The 17,555-nt window shown below is 71.9% G+C and carries 12 protein-coding genes; 7 read left to right on the top strand and 5 right to left on the bottom strand.

The features are described 5' to 3' along the window. Positions 1-8: 8 nt before the first annotated feature. On the bottom strand, positions 9-695 hold the full coding sequence (locus ACFOW8_RS27765) for a TetR/AcrR family transcriptional regulator (protein ID WP_378554517.1): 687 nt from the start codon (positions 693-695) through the stop codon (positions 9-11). 92 nt (positions 696-787) lie between these two features. Here ACFOW8_RS27765 and ACFOW8_RS27760 point away from each other — a divergent pair, with 92 nt between their 5' ends. The 4 genes from ACFOW8_RS27760 to ACFOW8_RS27745 are packed head-to-tail and all read left to right on the top strand — an operon-like array spanning position 788 to position 4,409. Further along, a complete protein-coding gene (locus ACFOW8_RS27760; RefSeq protein WP_378554516.1) occupies positions 788-2,284 on the top strand; it encodes an MFS transporter in 1,497 nt (498 codons plus the stop codon). 48 nt (positions 2,285-2,332) lie between these two features. Continuing rightward, positions 2,333-2,983, top strand: coding sequence for an urease accessory protein UreF (locus ACFOW8_RS27755; RefSeq protein ID WP_378554514.1), 651 nt, complete (start codon positions 2,333-2,335; stop codon positions 2,981-2,983). A gap of 39 nt (positions 2,984-3,022) precedes the next feature. Beyond that, entirely contained in the window at positions 3,023-3,730 is a 708-nt protein-coding gene (ureG, locus tag ACFOW8_RS27750; protein WP_378554513.1) for an urease accessory protein UreG, read from the top strand. Further along, positions 3,720-4,409: an urease accessory protein UreD gene (locus ACFOW8_RS27745; RefSeq protein WP_378554512.1), complete on the top strand. Its 690-nt coding sequence runs from the start codon at positions 3,720-3,722 to the stop codon at positions 4,407-4,409. Before ureG ends, ACFOW8_RS27745 begins: the two co-directional genes overlap by 11 nt. A 91-nt stretch (positions 4,410-4,500) precedes the next feature. On the opposite strand, the gene ACFOW8_RS27740 is transcribed toward ACFOW8_RS27745, so the two are convergent. The 4 genes from ACFOW8_RS27740 to ACFOW8_RS27725 form a co-directional block, all read right to left on the bottom strand. Next, positions 4,501-5,310 carry a hypothetical protein gene (locus ACFOW8_RS27740; RefSeq protein ID WP_378554510.1) on the bottom strand — a complete coding sequence of 270 codons (810 nt, stop codon included), beginning with the start codon at positions 5,308-5,310 and terminating at the stop codon, positions 4,501-4,503. A 173-nt stretch (positions 5,311-5,483) separates the two neighbouring features. Further along, entirely contained in the window at positions 5,484-6,911 is a 1,428-nt protein-coding gene (locus ACFOW8_RS27735) for an NAD(P)/FAD-dependent oxidoreductase (protein WP_378554509.1), read from the bottom strand. A gap of 203 nt (positions 6,912-7,114) precedes the next feature. Then, on the bottom strand, positions 7,115-7,867 hold the full coding sequence (locus ACFOW8_RS27730) for a tat pathway signal sequence (RefSeq protein ID WP_378554702.1): 753 nt from the start codon (positions 7,865-7,867) through the stop codon (positions 7,115-7,117). A gap of 214 nt (positions 7,868-8,081) precedes the next feature. After that, entirely contained in the window at positions 8,082-8,288 is a 207-nt protein-coding gene (locus tag ACFOW8_RS27725; protein ID WP_378554508.1) for a hypothetical protein, read from the bottom strand. A 191-nt stretch (positions 8,289-8,479) separates the two neighbouring features. On the opposite strand from ACFOW8_RS27725, the gene recC reads away from it, so the two are divergent. From recC to ACFOW8_RS27710, 3 genes are all read left to right on the top strand, one after another. Beyond that, a complete protein-coding gene (gene recC, locus ACFOW8_RS27720; RefSeq protein ID WP_378554507.1) occupies positions 8,480-11,848 on the top strand; it encodes an exodeoxyribonuclease V subunit gamma in 3,369 nt (1,122 codons plus the stop codon). Beyond that, complete coding sequence (locus ACFOW8_RS27715; RefSeq protein ID WP_378554506.1) at positions 11,845-15,210, top strand: UvrD-helicase domain-containing protein; 3,366 nt, start codon at positions 11,845-11,847, stop codon at positions 15,208-15,210. Before recC ends, ACFOW8_RS27715 begins: the two co-directional genes overlap by 4 nt. Positions 15,211-15,280: 70 nt before the next feature. Continuing rightward, positions 15,281-17,431: an AAA family ATPase gene (locus ACFOW8_RS27710; RefSeq protein ID WP_378554504.1), complete on the top strand. Its 2,151-nt coding sequence runs from the start codon at positions 15,281-15,283 to the stop codon at positions 17,429-17,431. Positions 17,432-17,555 lie beyond the last annotated feature (124 nt).

Genomic DNA, 17,555 nt, shown 5'->3' with positions numbered 1-17,555 from the left:
CGCTCCGGTCAGCGCTCGGTGTTCGTCGCCCTCCACCCGGCCCGCGCGGCGAACCCGTCACACAGCGCGTCCAGGCCGAGGAACAACAGGTCTTGCGAGGTCAGCTCACCCACCCCGGCGCCGTTCAGCTCGGCCAGCGCCGGCGGTACCGGAAACGACGGGGTGCCGTCGAGCAGCTCGCGCAGGCCGTTCGAATCGTCGGTGGCGGTGCGCTTGTCCGTCAGCAGGGCGCCACCGACCACCGGCAGACTCGCGCCGGAGATGTAGTTCCAGACCGCGAAGGCCATGGTGGTGGCTTCGCGAGCCGACACGTCCAGCGCACGCAAACCCTCGACCAGCCAGGCCAGGCTCGCCAGCCCCTGTGGCCCGAAGCTGTAACGGGGGACGGCGAAGGTGAGCAGCACCCAGGGATGCTGCTGGTACAGCTCCCAGTCGATGAGCGCGGCGATCCGCACCCGGTCCCGCCACGACCAGTCCCGTCCGGCCGGGTCGGGATACTGATGACGGGCGCCGATCTCGTCGGTCATAGCCGCGATCAGCTCGTCCTTGTTCGTCACGTGCCGGTACAGCGACATGGTGCCCACCTCGAGCCGCTCGGCGATCCGCCGCATCGATACCGCGCCGAGTCCGTCGGCGTCGGCGAGGGTGATCGCCGCGTCGACGATCGCCGCGCGAGTGAGTTTCGGCTCAGTCATCCTATGTTTCTCTTTCCAATATCCCCGACCTGTGCGTACACTGTACCCATTCCCCGCGTACGGTGTACGCAAACCCCTGGAAGGATGTCGGAATGACGAAGCTGGAACCGGCGCTGCCCACCGCGGCTGTCGGTGGCCGCCGCGCATGGCTCGGGCTGGGCGTGCTGCTGCTGCCGGTGCTCTTGGTGTCGATGGACATCTCGGTCCTGTTCCTCGCCATGCCGACCCTCACGGCCGACCTGGATCCCAGTGCCTCCCAACAGCTCTGGATCCTCGACATCTACGGCTTCATGCTGGCCGGCCTGCTCATCACGATGGGTAACCTGGGCGACCGCATCGGCAGGCGCAATATCCTGCTACTCGGCGCCGCCGTCTTCGGCCTCGCCTCGGTGCTCGCCGCCCTCGCACCGACCCCCGAGTTCCTCATCGGCGCCAGGGTGCTGATGGGCATCGGCGGCGCGACCCTGCTGCCGTCCAGCTTGGCGCTGATCTCGAGCCTGTTCCCCGACGCGCGCAGGCGCGCCACCGCGATCGGCATCTGGACCGCGTTCTTCGCGGGCGGTTCGGCCGTCGGCCCGATCATCGGCGGAGTACTGCTGCACCACTTCTGGTGGGGGTCGGTTTTCCTGATCAATATCCCGGTGCTGGCGATCCTGCTCGTCTTCGGGCCGATGCTGTTGCCGGAGCACCGCTCCGCCGCGCTCGGCCCGCTGGATCTGCCGAGCGTCGCGCTCTCCATCGCCGGCATCCTGCCGGTGGTCTACGGCATCAAGCACATCGCGGCGGAGGGCTTCGACGTTGCGTCGCTGGTGATCGCCGCGATCGGGGTCGCGGTCCTGGTCGTGTTCGTGCGCAGGCAGCGCGTCCTCGCCGAGCCGCTGCTCGACCTGAGCCTGTTCACCCGGCCGCTGTTCCGGGTGGCGATCGGTGCCAGCCTGGTCGGGATGATGTCGCTGGCCGCGATGAGCTACCTGACCAGCCTCTACCTCCAGTCGGTGACCGGACGCGATCCGCTGCAGGCCGCGCTGCTCGGTATCCCGATGGCGGCGGCGGTGTTCGTGTTCTCGATGAGCGGTGCCAGGGTCGGGCAGGCGCTCGGGGTGCGGGCCACCTTCACCCTCGCCCTGGTGATGTCGGCGGTGGGCAATCTGATGCTGCTCGGCGTCGGTGTCGACGGCGGGCTGGCTTGGTACATCCTGGGTTCGGCGATCGCGGGCATCGGTTACGGCATCTCGTTCACCCTGGTGTCGGACGTGGCGGTGTCGGCGGTGCCCGCCGAGCGGGCCGGGTCCGCGGTCGGCATCTCCGAGACCAGCTTCGAACTCGGTAACTCGCTCGGGCTGGCGCTGCTCGGTTCGGTCGCCGCCCTGGTGTTCCGCTCCGGCGGCGAATTCGGCGACACCCTCGGTGAGACGATCCTGCACGCCGACGGCGACACCGCCCTGGTGACGGCGGCGCGGGAAGCCTTCGTCAGCGGGATGCACGTCGCCACCGCCGGTGGCGCGCTGCTGCTGATCGCGATGGCGGTGGTGGCCTGGCGGTCGGCGCGCACGGCGACGACCGTGACCCTGGGTGACCGGCACCACTGAGCGGACTCACCGGGGGTACCCGCGGGCTCGGTTGCATAGGATCGACGGATGCGAAACGAGGGTGGCGCCGGTCTGGCGACCTTGCTCGCGCTCGCCGACTCGCGCCTGCCCATCGGCGGGCACGTGCACTCCGGTGGTGTCGAGGAGGCGGTGGCGTCGGGGCTGGTGCGTGACACCGCGAGTGTCGAGCTGTATCTGCGCAGGCGGATCGCCACCTCGGGACTTGTCGCCGCGTCCCTGGCCGCGGCGGTGTGCGCCGCGACGATGACACCGGAACGCGCCGAACTCGAAGCCGACGCCCGCACCCCCTCCCCGGCGGCGCGCACCGCCTCCCGCGCGCAGGGCCGCGGGCTGCTGCGTCTGGCCAAACAGCTGTGGCCGCACCACGAGTGGGCCCTGGTGGGGGCCCGCCCGCATCTGTCGACGGTGTTCGGCATGGTCGGCCGAGCCTGCGGCGCCACCCCGGAGCAACTCGCCGGCGTGGTCGTGTACACGACCCTGACCGGCGCCGCGACCGCCGCCCAGCGGCTGCTCGCCCTCGACCCGGCCGCCATCGCCGACGGCACCGTTCGCCTGGCTCCCCTGTGTGACCGGATCGCCGCCGAGGCCGTCACCGGACCGGCGGCGCTGTCGGATCCGGTGCAGGACGCGATGGCGCAGCGGCATCTCGACCGGGACATGCCCCTGTTCGCGTCCTGACCCCCCCAACTATCCCCGTCCGCACGAGAAGGAGTTCCCATGCCACCCCATCTGATCGATGGTGAACCGCACGAGCACAGCCATGACCGCCCCAAGCGCCACCGCGCGCCCGGCGAGGCGCTGCGCATCGGCATCGGTGGCCCGGTCGGCTCCGGCAAGACCGCGCTGGTCGCGGCCCTGTGCAGGCAGCTGCGCGACGAACTGTCCCTCGCTGTGCTGACCAACGACATCTACACCACCGAGGACGCCGACTTCCTCCGCCGTCACGCCGTCCTGCCCGACGAGCGGATCACCGCCGTGCAGACCGGCGGCTGTCCGCACACCGCCATCCGGGACGACATCACCGCCAACCTCGACGCCATCGACGATCTCGTCGCGGCCAACCCGCCGCTGGATCTGGTCCTGGTGGAATCCGGCGGCGACAACCTCACCGCCACCTTCTCCTCCGGGCTGATCGACGTGCAGATCTTCGTCGTCGACGTGGCGGGCGGCGACAAGGTGCCGCGCAAGGGCGGACCGGGCGTCACCTTCTCCGACCTGCTGGTGGTGAACAAGACCGACCTCGCCCCGCTCGTCGGTGCCGACCTAGGGGTGATGGAACGCGACGCCGCCAAGGTGCGCGAGGGCCGCCCCACCGCCCTGGTGTCGCTCACCGACGACCCGGCCGCCACCCCGGTGCTGGCCTGGGTGCGCGAGCAGCTGCGCCTGGCCGCCGAACAGGACGCGGCCACCGGCGTTGCGCACTGAACTGAGCATTGTCGCCGCCCCGGGCAGGCTGCCCCGGATCGAGGCGGCGGGTGGGCTGGCCGGGCGGCACACCGGCCCGGACACGGTGCATCTGATCGGCACCGCGGCGACCCCACTCGGTGGTGACGAACTCGACATCCGCATCGTCGTCCGGCCCGGCGCGCGGTTGACGGTCCGGTCGGTGGCGGCGACCATCGCGCTGCCGAGCACCCTGACCCCGTTGTCGACGGCGCACTGGGACGTCGAGGTCGGCGAGGGCGGCGTGCTCGACTTCGATCCGGAACCGACGATCGTGGCAGGCGGCGCCGTGCACCACACGGTGACCACCGTGCGGCTGGCTGGGGATGCGCGGTTGCGGCTGCGCGAGCGGGTGCAGCTGGGCCGCAGCGGCGAGGACGAGGGCGGCTGGCGTGGCGACCTGGTCGCCGACCTCGGTGCGGTTCCGCTGCTGCGGCATCGGCTCGAGCTCGGTGCCGGATCGTGCACCGACGACCGGCTGCGCGCACCCCGTGCGCTCGACAGCGAACTGCGCTATCCCGACGATCGGCCCGCATGGACCGGCGGCATCGACGCGGTCCGGCTGCCGCTCGCGGCGGGCGGGACGCTTGCGACCCGCACCGGCGCCCGGCTCAGCGTCGAAATGCCGACGGCCACCGAACCCGCCGTCCCCGTCGGCTGAGACCGATCGAAACGAGCAGTGGGAGCCGGTTTCCCGGCTCCCACTGCTGCGTTCGCACCGCGAAGGTCAGGCGGTGTGGTTCCCTGACCGCTCAGGCGGTGACCAGTTCCGCGTGCTCGGCGACCGCTTCCGGCGCCGCCGCGCGCGGTGGGGTGAGGAAGCCACTGGCCGCGCCGACCGCAGCGCCGACACCGGCGCCGACGACCGTGGCGGGCACCGACACCGCCATGTAGCCGGCCATGCCGCCCAGGATCGGGCCCGCGACCAGGCCGACCGGCAGGAACACCACCCCGGCGACCAGGCCGGCGAGCGCACCACCGGTACTGGCCGCCATCGCCAGCGGGATCGCCACCGTCGACCCGACCGCCGCGCCGCGGGCGGCACTGCCGAGAGTGGACGCGGCGATGTGATCGGAGCGGCTGCGCTCGAGCCCGACCGAATCGAGGAAGGTCGCCAGGTTCGCCTCGGTGTTCGCGGCGGCGTCGTTGATCTGGATCGACGCGTCCACCGGGACGAAGTCCGGCACCGGGACCAGCTGGTCACCGAAGCGGAACTGCCCGGGCGGCGGCAGGATCGGCGGGACCGGCTCGACCGGCTCCGGGGCGTGCAACGTGCCCACCGGCGACAGGTAGTCCGTCTCCGGGCCGGAGCGCGACCACTGCAGCGAGCTGCGGGTGTTCTCCGGCATCTGCTTGCCCACATAGGGGGTGGCGTTGGGCGCCACGGCGTCGAACGCCGGCCCGGCCTGCTGATCGGGTTGGGTCACCGTCGCCTGGGCGGGCTCGGCATTCGCGGTGCCCGTGCCGATCAGGGCCATGACCAGGGGGACCGCTCCTGCCGCGACGACCGAACCCATCTTCTGTCGTTGCGGGCTCGGCGCCCTGTGTTTCCCCGTCGCCATAGATCACCTTTCATCCTGGGATTGGTCACACATATGACGTCCGGCATTCGGACCGGTACCGGACCCGGATGGGTCCGAAACGGCAGCTGGCCGGAAATCATCCGGTGACCCGGCGCGGATAAACGCCGACGGCCGGGCGGTGCCGCGCACCACCCGGCCGTCGCCGTGGATGTCTAGCCGACTTCGCGCTGTTCGGGCACCGCGGCGGGCTTGGAGTTGCTCGGTGGAGCGCCGAGCGCCGCGTGCAGTTCGTCGGCGTCCTGCTGATCGGATTGGACCTCCTCGATCGCCAGCCGGGCGAAGACCCACTGCTCGGTGGCGGCCATCTGGCCCCGGTTGCGGCCGAGGAAGGAGACGAACCAGCCGATCACGGTGACGATCCGGCTGCGGTAACCGACGAGGTAGTACAGGTGCAGCGCCAGCCAGGCCAGCCACGCGATGAAGCCGCTGAACTCGAACTTGCCGATCTGGCAGACGGCGTCGAACCGGGAGATGGTCGCCATCGAGCCCTTGTTGAAGTACTTGAACGGCGCGCGCTGCTCGGGAGTCTGCCCTTTGAGCCCGGCCTTGATCGCCTTGGCCGCGTAGACCGAACCCTGGATCGCGCCCTGCGCCTGCCCCGGCACACCGGGCACCGACATCAGGTCGCCGACCACGAAGACGTTCGGGTGACCCTTCACGGTGAGGTCCGGCTCCACGACGACGCGCCCCGCCCGGTCCACCTCGGTGCCGTCGGAGCGCTCCGCGATCATCTTGCCGAGCGGGCTGGCCTGCACACCGGCCGACCACACCTTGCAGGCGGATTCGATCCGCCTGGTGCTGCCGTCGGCGTCCTTGACCACGACGCCGTGCGCGTCGACATCGGTCACCATGGCGTTGAGCTGGATCTCCACGCCCATCTTGGTCAGCCGCTTGGCGGCCTTGGCGCCCAGCTTCGGACCCATCGGGCCGAGCACGGCACCGGCGCCCTCGAGCAGGATGACGCGGGCGTCGCGCGGGTCGATGGTGCGGAAGGTGCCGTCGAGGGTGCGGTCGGCGAGCTCGGCGATCTGCCCGGCCAGCTCCACCCCGGTCGGGCCCGCGCCGACGACGATGAAGGTGAGCAGCCGGTCGCGCTCCTCCTGGGTGGTGGCCAGTTCGGCCTGTTCGAACGCGCCGAGGATGCGTGCCCGCAGTTCCAGCGCGTCGTCGATGGTCTTCATGCCGGGCGCGAAGGTGGCGAAGTGGTCGTTGCCGAAGTACGACTGCTGCGCACCGGTGGCGACGATGAGGCTGTCGAAGGGGGTGACGGTGTCGCGGTTGAGCAGCCGCGAGGTGACCGTCTTGTTCGCCAGGTCCACATCGTGCACGTCACCGAGCAGCACCTGCGCGTTCTTCTGCTTGCGCAGTACCAGCCGGGTGGCGGGCGCGATCTCACCGGTGGACAGGATGCCGGTGGCCACCTGGTACAGCAGCGGCTGGAACAGATGGGTGGAGGTCTTGGAGATGAGGGTGATGTCGACATCGGCTTTGCGCAGATGCTGGGTGCCGAACAAGCCGCCGAACCCGGAACCGATCACCACCACACGGTGTCGCTGGTTCCCGACAGACTGAGTGCTCATCGCCTTGCTCCTCGACAGACTTGGGTGGCCCCGCAACGGTGGTGACAGGGATTACCGTAGTCGGCTCCGGAAGCGACGTCGCCACGAGATCCCGGAACCGAGCCTGGTGTGGTGCGTTCGTTCACCGGGTCGAGCGGGCGACGGTGAGCGCACCGCGGCCCGCGGGACCGGTCGACAAGATCGAGAATACGGGATGGGTGGGGTCAGCGACCGGCAAGCAGGATCCGGGCCAGTTCGGTGTCGGTCTCGGCGCCCTCGGTGTAGCCGCCCTCGGCGCCGAGGGCGTTCATGATGGCCAGGGTGTAGCGTTCGCCGTCACCCGCGACGCCGACCGAGTTCACCACCCAGCCGTCGGCCTCGGCCGACCAGCCGTTCTTCAGGCCAGGCCGCATCCCGGCGCCCGCGCCCCACACGCCCCAGTGCTGGTTGGAGTCGACCGAACGCATCCGATCGAGCAGGTAGGCGAGATCGTCGGGGTGCATGGTGTCGAGGATGGTGTTCATCAGCCGGTCCAGGTCGGCGGCGGTGCACTTCTGGAACGACCAGTCCGGGAACAGGGCCGAGGTGGTCGGCTGCGGGATCAGGCTGACCATGCCGTACGCGCGGAAGGCGTTGTTGTACGCCATCCGGTCGAAGCCGATGTACTTGTGCCACAGCACGTCGGTGGCCTGGTCGTTGGAGGTGGCCAGCATCGCCTCCATGTTGGCGCGGTCCTCGGGGGACAGGCCGATGGCGCCTGCCCTGGCCCGGTTGAGCAGGTCCGCGGCGATCGCCAGCTTGATCGTGGAGGCCGTCCACACCAGGTTCTCGGCGTGCTCGTTGGCGTAGATACCGCCGGTCACCCGATCGCGCAGCACGTAGCCCGCGACACCGGGACGGCCGGCCAGGTACGCGTCGGCTCGCGCGATCCGTGCGCTCATATTGCTGTCGAAGCCGGGCACCGACACCTGGGTCATGGCGGGTGGTACGGCATCGGCGGGCGCGGTGAGCGCCGGGATACCAGGAGTGAGCACGCCTGCGGCGGCGAGGAGGCAGGCGGTGGCTGCGACCCGGGAGACGACACGGGGTGAAGAAGAACGGTCACGCACGAGGCAACACCTTCGCACACCTGCGTCCGCGGCGCACGACGCACGCCGAAATCCGTTGTGTCACGGTGCGGTTGCAGCGACTTCAGTGGTGGGCGGCGTGCGGGGTGGCGATGGTGCAGCCGTTGAGCCGGTGACAGTGTTCGAACGCCTCGCCGTGCCGGTCCAGCGGCCAGGAATGCAGCACCTGGTCGGCCCCGTAGCGGCGGGAATTGATCAGTTCCCAGCGGTCACCGGCCCTGCGGACCACGAAACCGCCGGCGGGAACCAGGGGTATCACCTGCGTGAACATGCAACCGGACCAGCCTTTCGCCTGCGGCCGAACTGTCCCCACCCGAGCGGTCACGATCTCACGGGCAGTTACCTCCGTCGCGCCGACACGGCTGGTAACACGTTGCAGTGTGGCCTATTTCACTCGCCCTGTGCGGTGGTGGCGGCGGGGCCGCACGATTGCGGGTCGGTCGCTGGGCGTATAAACGACGGATGCCGCTGCATCTCCATCGTGCCGAACGCGCCGACGCGCTGGCCGATGGACTAAGTCGGATACTCGGCGCGGCGCCATCCGACCCGTTCACCTCCGAGGTGGTCGCGGTCCCGGCCAAGGGCATCGAGCGGTGGCTGGCGCAGCGATTGTCGAGTGTGCTCGGCACCGGCGGTACCGACGGCGACGGGGTGGCCGCCAATATCGCGTTCCCCGCACCCGCCACGCTGGTGGCCGAGGTGCTGGCGGCGGTGAGCGGGGTCGCGCCGGAGGAGGACCCGTGGGCGGGCAAGCGGCTGGTGTGGACGGTTCTGGACGTGCTCGACGCCGCCGCCGGACAGCCATGGGCGAGGGTGCTGGCCCGCCACCTCGGCCATGGCGCCGGACACCGCGTCGGCCGCCGCTACGCCACCGCCGCGCACCTGGCGGCACTGTTCGATTCCTATGCCGCGCAACGCCCACGACTGCTGCTCGAGTGGGCGGCGGGCACGGACACCGACGGCGCGGGTGGACCGGTCCCCGACGACCTCGCCTGGCAGCCCCGGCTGTGGCGGGAGGTACGCACGGCGGTCGGCGCGCCGAGCCCGGCCGAACGGCTGACCGCCGCGTGCGCGAGGTTGCGGGCCGAACCGGACATGGTCGACCTGCCGGCGCGGCTGTCACTGTTCGGCCTGACCCGGCTTCCGGCCGACCAGCTCGCCGTCGTCACCGCCATCGCCGCGCACCGTGACGTGCATCTGTGGCTGGCGCACCCGAGCCCGGCGATGTGGACCGCGCTCTCGGAACACGCCGGGAGCCGGGCCGGCGGCCCGCCGATCGAAGCGCCGGACCTCGGCGCCGGTTCCTGGCCGCGATCCACCGACACCACCGCCGGCCTGGTCCATCACCCGTTGCTCGCCGGGCTGGCCAGGGACGTGCGCGAACTGCAGCAGCGCCTGGAACCGGTGCTCGACACCGATATCCACGTGCCTGCCGAGCTCGGTGCGCACACCCTGCTGGGTGCGGTCCAGGCCGCGATCCGGGACGACCGCGCTCCCGAGCCGGGCGCACAGCCCGACGGCACCGTCGAGGTGCACGCCTGTCACGGCCCGGCTCGGCAGGTGGAGGTGCTGCGCGAGCTGCTGCTGACCGCGTTCTCGGCCGACCCCGAACTCCAGCCGCGCGACGTGCTGATCATGTGCCCGGATGTCGAGGCCTACGCGCCGCTGGTCCGTGCCGCGTTCGGGCAGCGCGGCGGCGGCAGCGTCGACCTGCCGGTCGAGGGCGAGCATCCCGCACACCAGCTGCGGGTGCGGCTCGCCGACCGGGGACGCGCGGTGACCAACCCGATACTCGCGGTGATCATCGATCTGCTCGAGCTCGCCGACGGCCGCGTCACGGTGACGCAGGTGCTCGACCTCGCCGCGAGTGAGACCGTCCGCCGCCGCTGTGGTTTCGACGACGACGACATCGAACGACTGCGGGAATGGGCCGCCGAGTCCGGGGCGCGCTGGGGGATCGGGCAGCGGCAGCGCGAGGCGTTCGGGCTCGCGGACTTCGCCCAGAACACCCTCAACGCCGCGGTCGACCGGATCCTGCTCGGTGTCACCGCCGACGAATCCGGCGACGACTGGCTCGATCTGGCATTGCCGCTCGACGACGTCGATTCCAACGATGTCGACCTGGCGGGGCGATTCGCCGAATTCGTCGACCGGCTCGCCGTCTGCCTGCGGGATCTGCGTGGCCCGCGTCCCGCCGCCGAGTGGACGGCGGTATTGCTGCGTGCCATCGACCTGCTCACCGACGTGCCGGACGCGCACTCCTGGATCAGGACCGAGGCGCGACGGGAGATCGTCGCCGCCACCGAACACGCGGGCGACACCGCGCTGCGCCTGCCGGACGTGGCGGTGCTGCTGACCAGCAGGCTGGCGGGCGGACCCGGCCGGGCGAACTTCCGCACCGGCGAACTCACCGTGTGCACGCTGGTGCCGATGCGCTCGGTCCCGCACCGGGTGGTGGTGCTGCTCGGCCTCGACGACGACGTGTTCCCGCGCCCCGGCGGCGTCGACGGCGACGATCTGCTGGCCAGGAATCCGCAGCTCGGCGAACGCGACGCCCGTGGCGAGGACCGGCAGCTGCTGCTCGACGCGATCATGGCCGCCGGGAAGCGGCTGCTCGTCGTGCATTCCGGCGCCGACCCGGTGACCGGTGCCGCCCGGCCGCCCGCGGTGCCGGTGGCCGAACTGCTCGACGTGCTGAGCGCGCACGTCGGCAGGGCGGCGCTGGATCGGGTACTGCAGCGGCATCCGCTGCAGTCCTTCGACCGCCGCAACTTCGACCAGGCCCGGCCACGCAGCTTCGACACCGTCGCGCTCGCCGGTGCCAGGGCCGCCGCCCGTCCCACCCGGCCGCGCCCACCGCTGCTGGCCGACCCGCTGCCCCCGGCACCACTCGCCGATGTGGCGCTGGCCGAGCTCATCGCGTTCGCCGAACATCCGGTGCGGGCGTTCCTGTGGCAGCGGCTCGGCCTGCGGGTGCCCGAAGACGGGGAGGACATCGCCGACCAGCTGCCCATCGAACTGGACGGCCTGGCCAAATGGGATCTCGGCGAACGCATGCTCGGCGCCCGGCTCACCGGCGCCGACCCGGCCGGGCTGCGCGCGGCGGAATGGCGGCGCGGCACCCTGCCGCCCTTCGCCTTCGGCGCCGCCGTGCTCGACGAGGTCGAGGGCACCGTCGACACCATCGTGCGCACAGCCTTGCCCGACTACGAGGCGCCGCCGCGCGCGGTGGACATCGCCGTCGATCTCGGTAACGGCCGCACCCTGGCGGGGACGGTGCCCGAGGTGCGTGGGGAGACGCTGGTCCGCACCACCTACTCCCGGCTGGCACCGAAACACCGGCTGGCAGCCTGGGTGTCGGTACTGGCGCTGGCGGCCACCGAGGACCGGACGTGGCGGGCGATCAGTACCGGCCGCGGCCAGTTCCGCAGCAGGCCGGTGGCCCGCTCGGCGCTCACCGCCCCGGAAGCCCCCGCCGCGCTGGCGATCCTGCGTGATCTGGTGCGGCTGCGCGACGAGGGCCTGTGCGCGCCGCTGCCGGTCGCGCCGAGCGCCACCGCCGCCTACGCCGAGCGCCGGTTCCGCGGCGACGGCATCGCCGACGCGCTGGTCGCCGCCGAACAGGCCTTCGACGGCGGTCCCAACGGACCGGACAAGTTCGGTGACCACACCGACCGCTACTTGCGCTACGTCTGGGGACGCGCACCCCGGTTCGACAGCCTGGCCGCCGAACCGGCCCGCGCGGGCGAACCGGAGAGCACCAGGTTCGGCGCGATCGCCCGCCGCTGGTGGGCGCCGCTGCTCGGTGCCGAGACCCAGGGGCAGCCATGACCGGAACCGTTTCCGCGCCGACGGCGTTCGACGCCGCGGGCCCGCTGCCCACCGGCATCACCGTGCTGGAAGCAAGTGCAGGCACCGGCAAGACCCACGCCATCGTCGGCCTGGCCGTGCGCTACGTCGCCGAAGCGGGCATCGGGATCACCGAACTGCTGTTGGTGACCTTCAGCCGCGCCGCCACCCAGGAACTGCGCGAACGCACCAGGGACCGGTTCGTCTCGGTGGCCGCCGCGCTGGCCGATCCCGGCATCGCCGGTGCGCATTCCGACGAGCTGGTCCGGGCGCTGGCCGACACCGATCCGGCCACCCTGCGGCTACGCAGGCACCGATTGCTCACCGCCCTGGCCGATTTCGACGCGGGCACCATCGCCACCACGCATTCGTTCTGTCAGCGGATGCTCGACGAACTCGGGCTCGCCGGGGAACACGATCCGGGGGCCCGGCTGGTGGAATCGGTGGACGAGCTCGTCGGCACCGTCGCCGACGACCTGTACCTGGCGCGCTATGCCCGCGATCGAGCCCCGTTCACCCTGCGCGAGGCGCACACGCTCGCGCTGGCGGCGGTGCACGACCGGCACGCCGAACTCGCTCCGAGTGCCGAGGGCGCGGCAGGCGAGCGGGTCGCGTTCGCGACGGCGGCGCGCGCCGAGACCGAACGCCGCAAACGCCGTGCGGGACTGCGTGATTTCGACGATCTGCTGGTGCTGCTGCACGAGGTGCTCGCCGACCCCGAGCACGGGCCGCGCGCATGCGCGCGGATCCGGCAGCGCTACCGAGTGGCCCTGGTCGACGAGTTCCAGGACACCGACCCACTGCAGTGGGACATCCTGCGGCTGGCTTTCCACGACCATGCCACGCTGGTGCTGGTCGGCGACCCGAAACAAGCCATCTACGCTTTCCGCGGCGCGGAGGTGCTCAGCTACCTCGACGCCGTCGCGGTGGCCGGGCAGCGCAGGGAGCTCACCCGCAACTGGCGCAGCGACGCCGGGCTGCTACGCGCGCTCGATCATCTGTGCGGCGGTGCGGAACTGGGGCACCCCGAGATCGGCGTCTATCCGGTGACCCCGACCCGACCGGCGAGCAGGCTGCACGGCGACCCCGCCGTGATCACCCCGCTGCGGTTGCGGGTGCTGCCGCGCACCGGCGCCGGGCCACGCAACCGCTCCGGCTTCCCTTCGGTCGGCAGGCAGCGGGGCGCGGTGGCCGCCGATCTGGCCGCCGATCTGGTGACACTGCTCGAATCCGGCATCATGATCGACGCGAAACCGGAACGGGGCGTGGATCATTCGCTGACCGAGATCGGCGACGGGCGGGTGCGCAGGCCGATCGGGCCCGGCGACATCGCGGTGCTGGTTCGCACCCGCACCCAGATCGACGTGGTGCGGGCCGCCCTCGACCGGGTCGGTGTGGCGTCCGTGCTCGCGGGTGGCACCAGTGTGTTCGCCACGGCGGCCGCCACCGATTGGCTGTGGGTGCTGCGGGCGCTGGAGCAGCCGCACCGCGGCGACCGGGTGCGGCTCGCGGCCTGCACCCAGATCCTCGGTGTCACCGCGACCGAGATCGATGCCGGGGGAGCCGATCTCGTCGGCCGGGTGTCGACTCAGCTGCGCGAAGCCGCCCGGCTGTTCGGGCGGGCCGGGTTCGCCGCCGTCTTCGACAAACTCGCCACCGACACCGAGCTGGCGCCCCGGCTGCTCGCGCTGGAGAACGGGGAACGCGAGCTCACCGACCTGCGTCATCTCGCCCAGCTGCTCGACGAGGTGGCCCTCGCCGAGGGGCTCGGGCTGACCGCGCTGACCCGCTGGCTGGCCGACCGGGTCCGTGACCCGGAGGCCGGCAGCGTCAGCGGGCGGTCCCGGCGTCTCGACCGCGACGCCGCGGCCGTGCAGATCGCCACCGTGCACGCCAGCAAAGGACTCGAATTCCCGGTCGTCTACCTGCCTTTCGCGTGGGACAGCGCCAAGAACCCGTATCCGGCGACCCTGCTGTTCCACGACGACAACGGCACCCGCGTCCTCGATATCGGCGGCAAGGAGGCGCCAGGGTACGGGGAACGGCAGCTGCGCTGTGAGGCCGAGGAGGCGGGGGAAGAGCTGCGGCTGCTGTATGTGGCGCTGACCAGGGCCATGTGTCAGGTCGTCGCCTGGTGGGCGCCCGCGGTGACCACCGCCGCCGCACCGTTGCACCGGATGTTGTTCGGCCGCAGGCCCGGATCGGCGCAGGTGCCGCGGCGTGCCGACATCCCCGCCGAGCGCGCTGCCGCGGCGCGGATGTCGGAGTGGGCGGCGCCTGCCGCCGAGGTGATCTCGGTGACCGCGGTGGACCGCCCCGACGATATCGCCCCGCGCCGGGTGCGGACCGACCTGCCGACCGGGGAACTCGCCGCCGCCGAGTTCACCAGGGCGCTCGATCAGCAGTGGCGGCGTACGTCCTATTCGGCGCTCACCGCGGGCGCGCACGAGCTCGGCGGCGTCGCCGCGGCCGAGCCCGAGGACGGGCCCGGCCCCGACGACGAACCCGCCGACGCGCCGCTCGACGCGCCGAGCGGGGGCACCGGCGCGCCCTCGCTGATGAACGCGCTGCCCTACGGCGCCGAGTTCGGCACCCTCGTGCACGGCGTCCTGGAGAAGGTCGACACCTCGGTTCCCGACCTCGCCGCCGAGGTGCGGGCGCGCACCCGCGAGGTCGTCGAGCACACCATGGCCGAGCTCGATACCGAGCTGCTCGCGCACGCGCTGCTCGAAGTCCTGCGCACACCATCCGATTTCGGCTCGCTCGCGGCCGTGGCGACGCGGGACCGACTGTGCGAGCTGGAGTTCGAGCTTCCGCTCGGCGGGGGCGACCGGTCGGCCGCGCGCCCCGCGAGCACGAGCGACATCGCCGCGCTGCTGCGCGCACACCTGCCCGCCGACGATGTGCTGGCCGGTTACGCCGAGCACCTGGCCGCATTGCCCGACACCGTGCTGCGCGGCTATCTCACCGGCAGCATCGACGCCGTCCTGCGGGTGCCCGACGACGCGGGCGCGCACCGCTACCTGCTCGTCGACTACAAGACCAACCGGCTCGGCACCGGCGACCTCACCGTGGAGCATTACCGGCGTGAGCACATGGCGGCCGAGATGATCCGCTCGCACTACCCGCTGCAGGCCCTGCTCTACGCGGTGGCGCTGCACCGCTATCTGCGCTGGCGGCTGCCCGGCTACGATCCGGCACGGCACCTCGGCGGCGCGCGCTACCTGTTCGTACGCGGCATGATCGGCGCGGCGACACCGCAGGGGCACGGTGTCTTCGACTGGCGCCCGCCCGCCGGACTCGTTGTGGCGCTGTCGGATCTGCTCGCCGGCGGTGCGCGATGACCGAGCTGTGGCTCGGCACGGCCGTCACCCGATCCGACGCCGGTCCGGTCGCCGACAGGGAGCGTGGGCGATGACATCGATTCAGGTGGCGCAGCGGGGGACCGGGCTGCTGCGGGTGTTCAACGAGGCCGGGGTGCTCTCGGCCGCCGACGTGCACGTCGCGGTGCGGTTGGGCCGGATGGGCCGCGAGGAGTGCGCGGAGGTGCTGTTCGCGGCGGCGCTGGCGGTGCGCGCGGTGCGTTCGGGATCGGTCTGCCTCGAGGTGGCGCGGATGCGCGAGATCGGCATCGATGCCGACGAAAGCCGCGACGCCGCAACCGGACTCGATCCGGCGACGTTGCCGTGGCCGGAGACCGATGTGGTGCTGGCGGCATTGCGCCGCAGCCCGCTGATCCAGGGCGGGGTCGCGGGGCCGCTGCGACCGCTGCGCCTGGTCGAAGCCGACACCGACGGCGGGGCGCTGCTGTACCTGGACCGGTACTACCAGCAGGAGCAGACGCTGCGCCGGGTGCTCACCGAACGCGGTGCCGACCACCCCGTGATCGATACCGATCTCGTCCGTGCGGAGCTGGATCGGCTGTTCCCCGGCCCCGCGGGCGACGGGCCGGATCGGCAGCGGCTGGCCGCCGCCTTGGCCGCCACACACTGGACCACCGTGGTCGCGGGCGGGCCCGGCACCGGCAAGACCCACACCATCGCCCGCATCCTGGCGCTGCTCACCGCGCAGCGGCGCGCCACGCCGCGACTGCCCGCGTTGCGCATCGCACTGGCCGCGCCCACCGGCAAGGCCGCGGCCCGGCTCCAGGAAGCCGTCCGCGGGCAGGCCGCCGCACTCGGCCTGCCCGAGCTGACCGCCGCCACCCTGCACCGGCTGCTCGGCTGGCAGCGCGGCCGCAGCACCCGCTTCCGGCATCACGAACACAATCGGCTGCCCTATGACGTGGTGGTGGTCGACGAGACGTCGATGGTCTCGCTCACCATGATGAGTCACCTGTTCTCCGCGCTGCGGCCCGATACCAGGCTCGTGCTCGTCGGCGACCCCGACCAGCTCGCCTCCGTCGACGCGGGCGCCGTACTGGCCGACCTGGTCGCAGGCCCGGTCGGCGCCGCACCCAACCCGTCGCTGTGGGACCTGGTCGCCGCGGATCCGGCGCTCGGCGCGTGGTCGATCGCCGAGTGCGCGGCCTCGGGCACACCCGTACAGGTCCACCCGGTCACCGGAGCGGACCGCCCCGGTGTGCCTGCGGAGTCGGCGAGCAGCGGTCGGGTGCTCGATGGCGGCCCAGCTGAGTCTCCTGACACGGGAACGCCCCGGTCCGGGACCGACGGTTCGGCGGGTCGCGCTGGACGGCCCGGCGGTGAGGTGGGCGCTGTGTACGGTGCGCCAGGCGGTTGGGTGCCTCCTGCGGGGCGCCCCGGCGCAGGCGGCGGCGCGTTGAGCGCCGTCGAGCAGCGCAGGCTCGCCGGTGGGATCGTGCGGCTCACCAGGGGCAGGCGATTCGGTGGGCGCATCGCGGAGCTGGCGATCGCGGTGCGCGCCGGCGACGCCGATACCGCGCTGTCGATCCTGCGTGCCGGTGGGGTGGATGTCTCGCTGTGCGCCACCGACGACACGGCCGCGGTGCGCGCCGATGTCACCGGCACGGCGCTGGCGGTCACCGCGGCGGCGGAGGCGGGCGATGCGGTCGGTGCGCTGACCGCGCTGGAATCGCACCGGCTGCTGTGCGCGCACCGGCAGGGCCCGTTCGGTGTCGAACGCTGGGACCGGATGGCGGCGGAGTGGGCGGCGGCAGGCGGGGCGGGACCCGCTGCGCCACAGCAGGTCTGGTATCCGGGTCAGCCGCTGTTGGTGACGGCCAACGATCACGAGGCACGCATCTACAACGGTGACACCGGCGTCATCGTGCGCCGCCCCGACGGCTCGCTGCGCGCCGCGCTGCAACGTGGCAGCGAGCCGTACCTGGTGCATCCCACCCAGTTTCCCGCCGTGGTCACCGTGTTCGCGATGACGATCCACCGCAGTCAGGGCAGCCAGTACGACACCGTCTCGGTGGTGCTGCCCGAACCCGAATCCACGCTGCTCACCAGGGAACTGCTCTACACCGCCATCACCCGCGCCCGCACCCACGTCCGCGTCATCGGCAGCGAGGACGCGATCCGCGCCGCGATCGGACGCCGGGTGCTGCGGGCCAGTGGACTGTCCCGCAGCACGCCTAGCTGACCGGACGCGGTGCGGAAGTCCCGCGACCGACCCGATCGCCTCCTCGTCTCCGTGCCGCTTCGTGTCTGTCTCGGAGATCCGAACCCGGTAACCTTCGACGACAGCGATGGACTTGTCCGGTGCT

It is taken from the genome of Nocardia rhizosphaerae, from assembly GCF_042650365.1.
Classification (GTDB): domain Bacteria; phylum Actinomycetota; class Actinomycetes; order Mycobacteriales; family Mycobacteriaceae; genus Nocardia; species Nocardia rhizosphaerae.
This window is presented reverse-complemented; position numbering and strand designations above follow the sequence as displayed.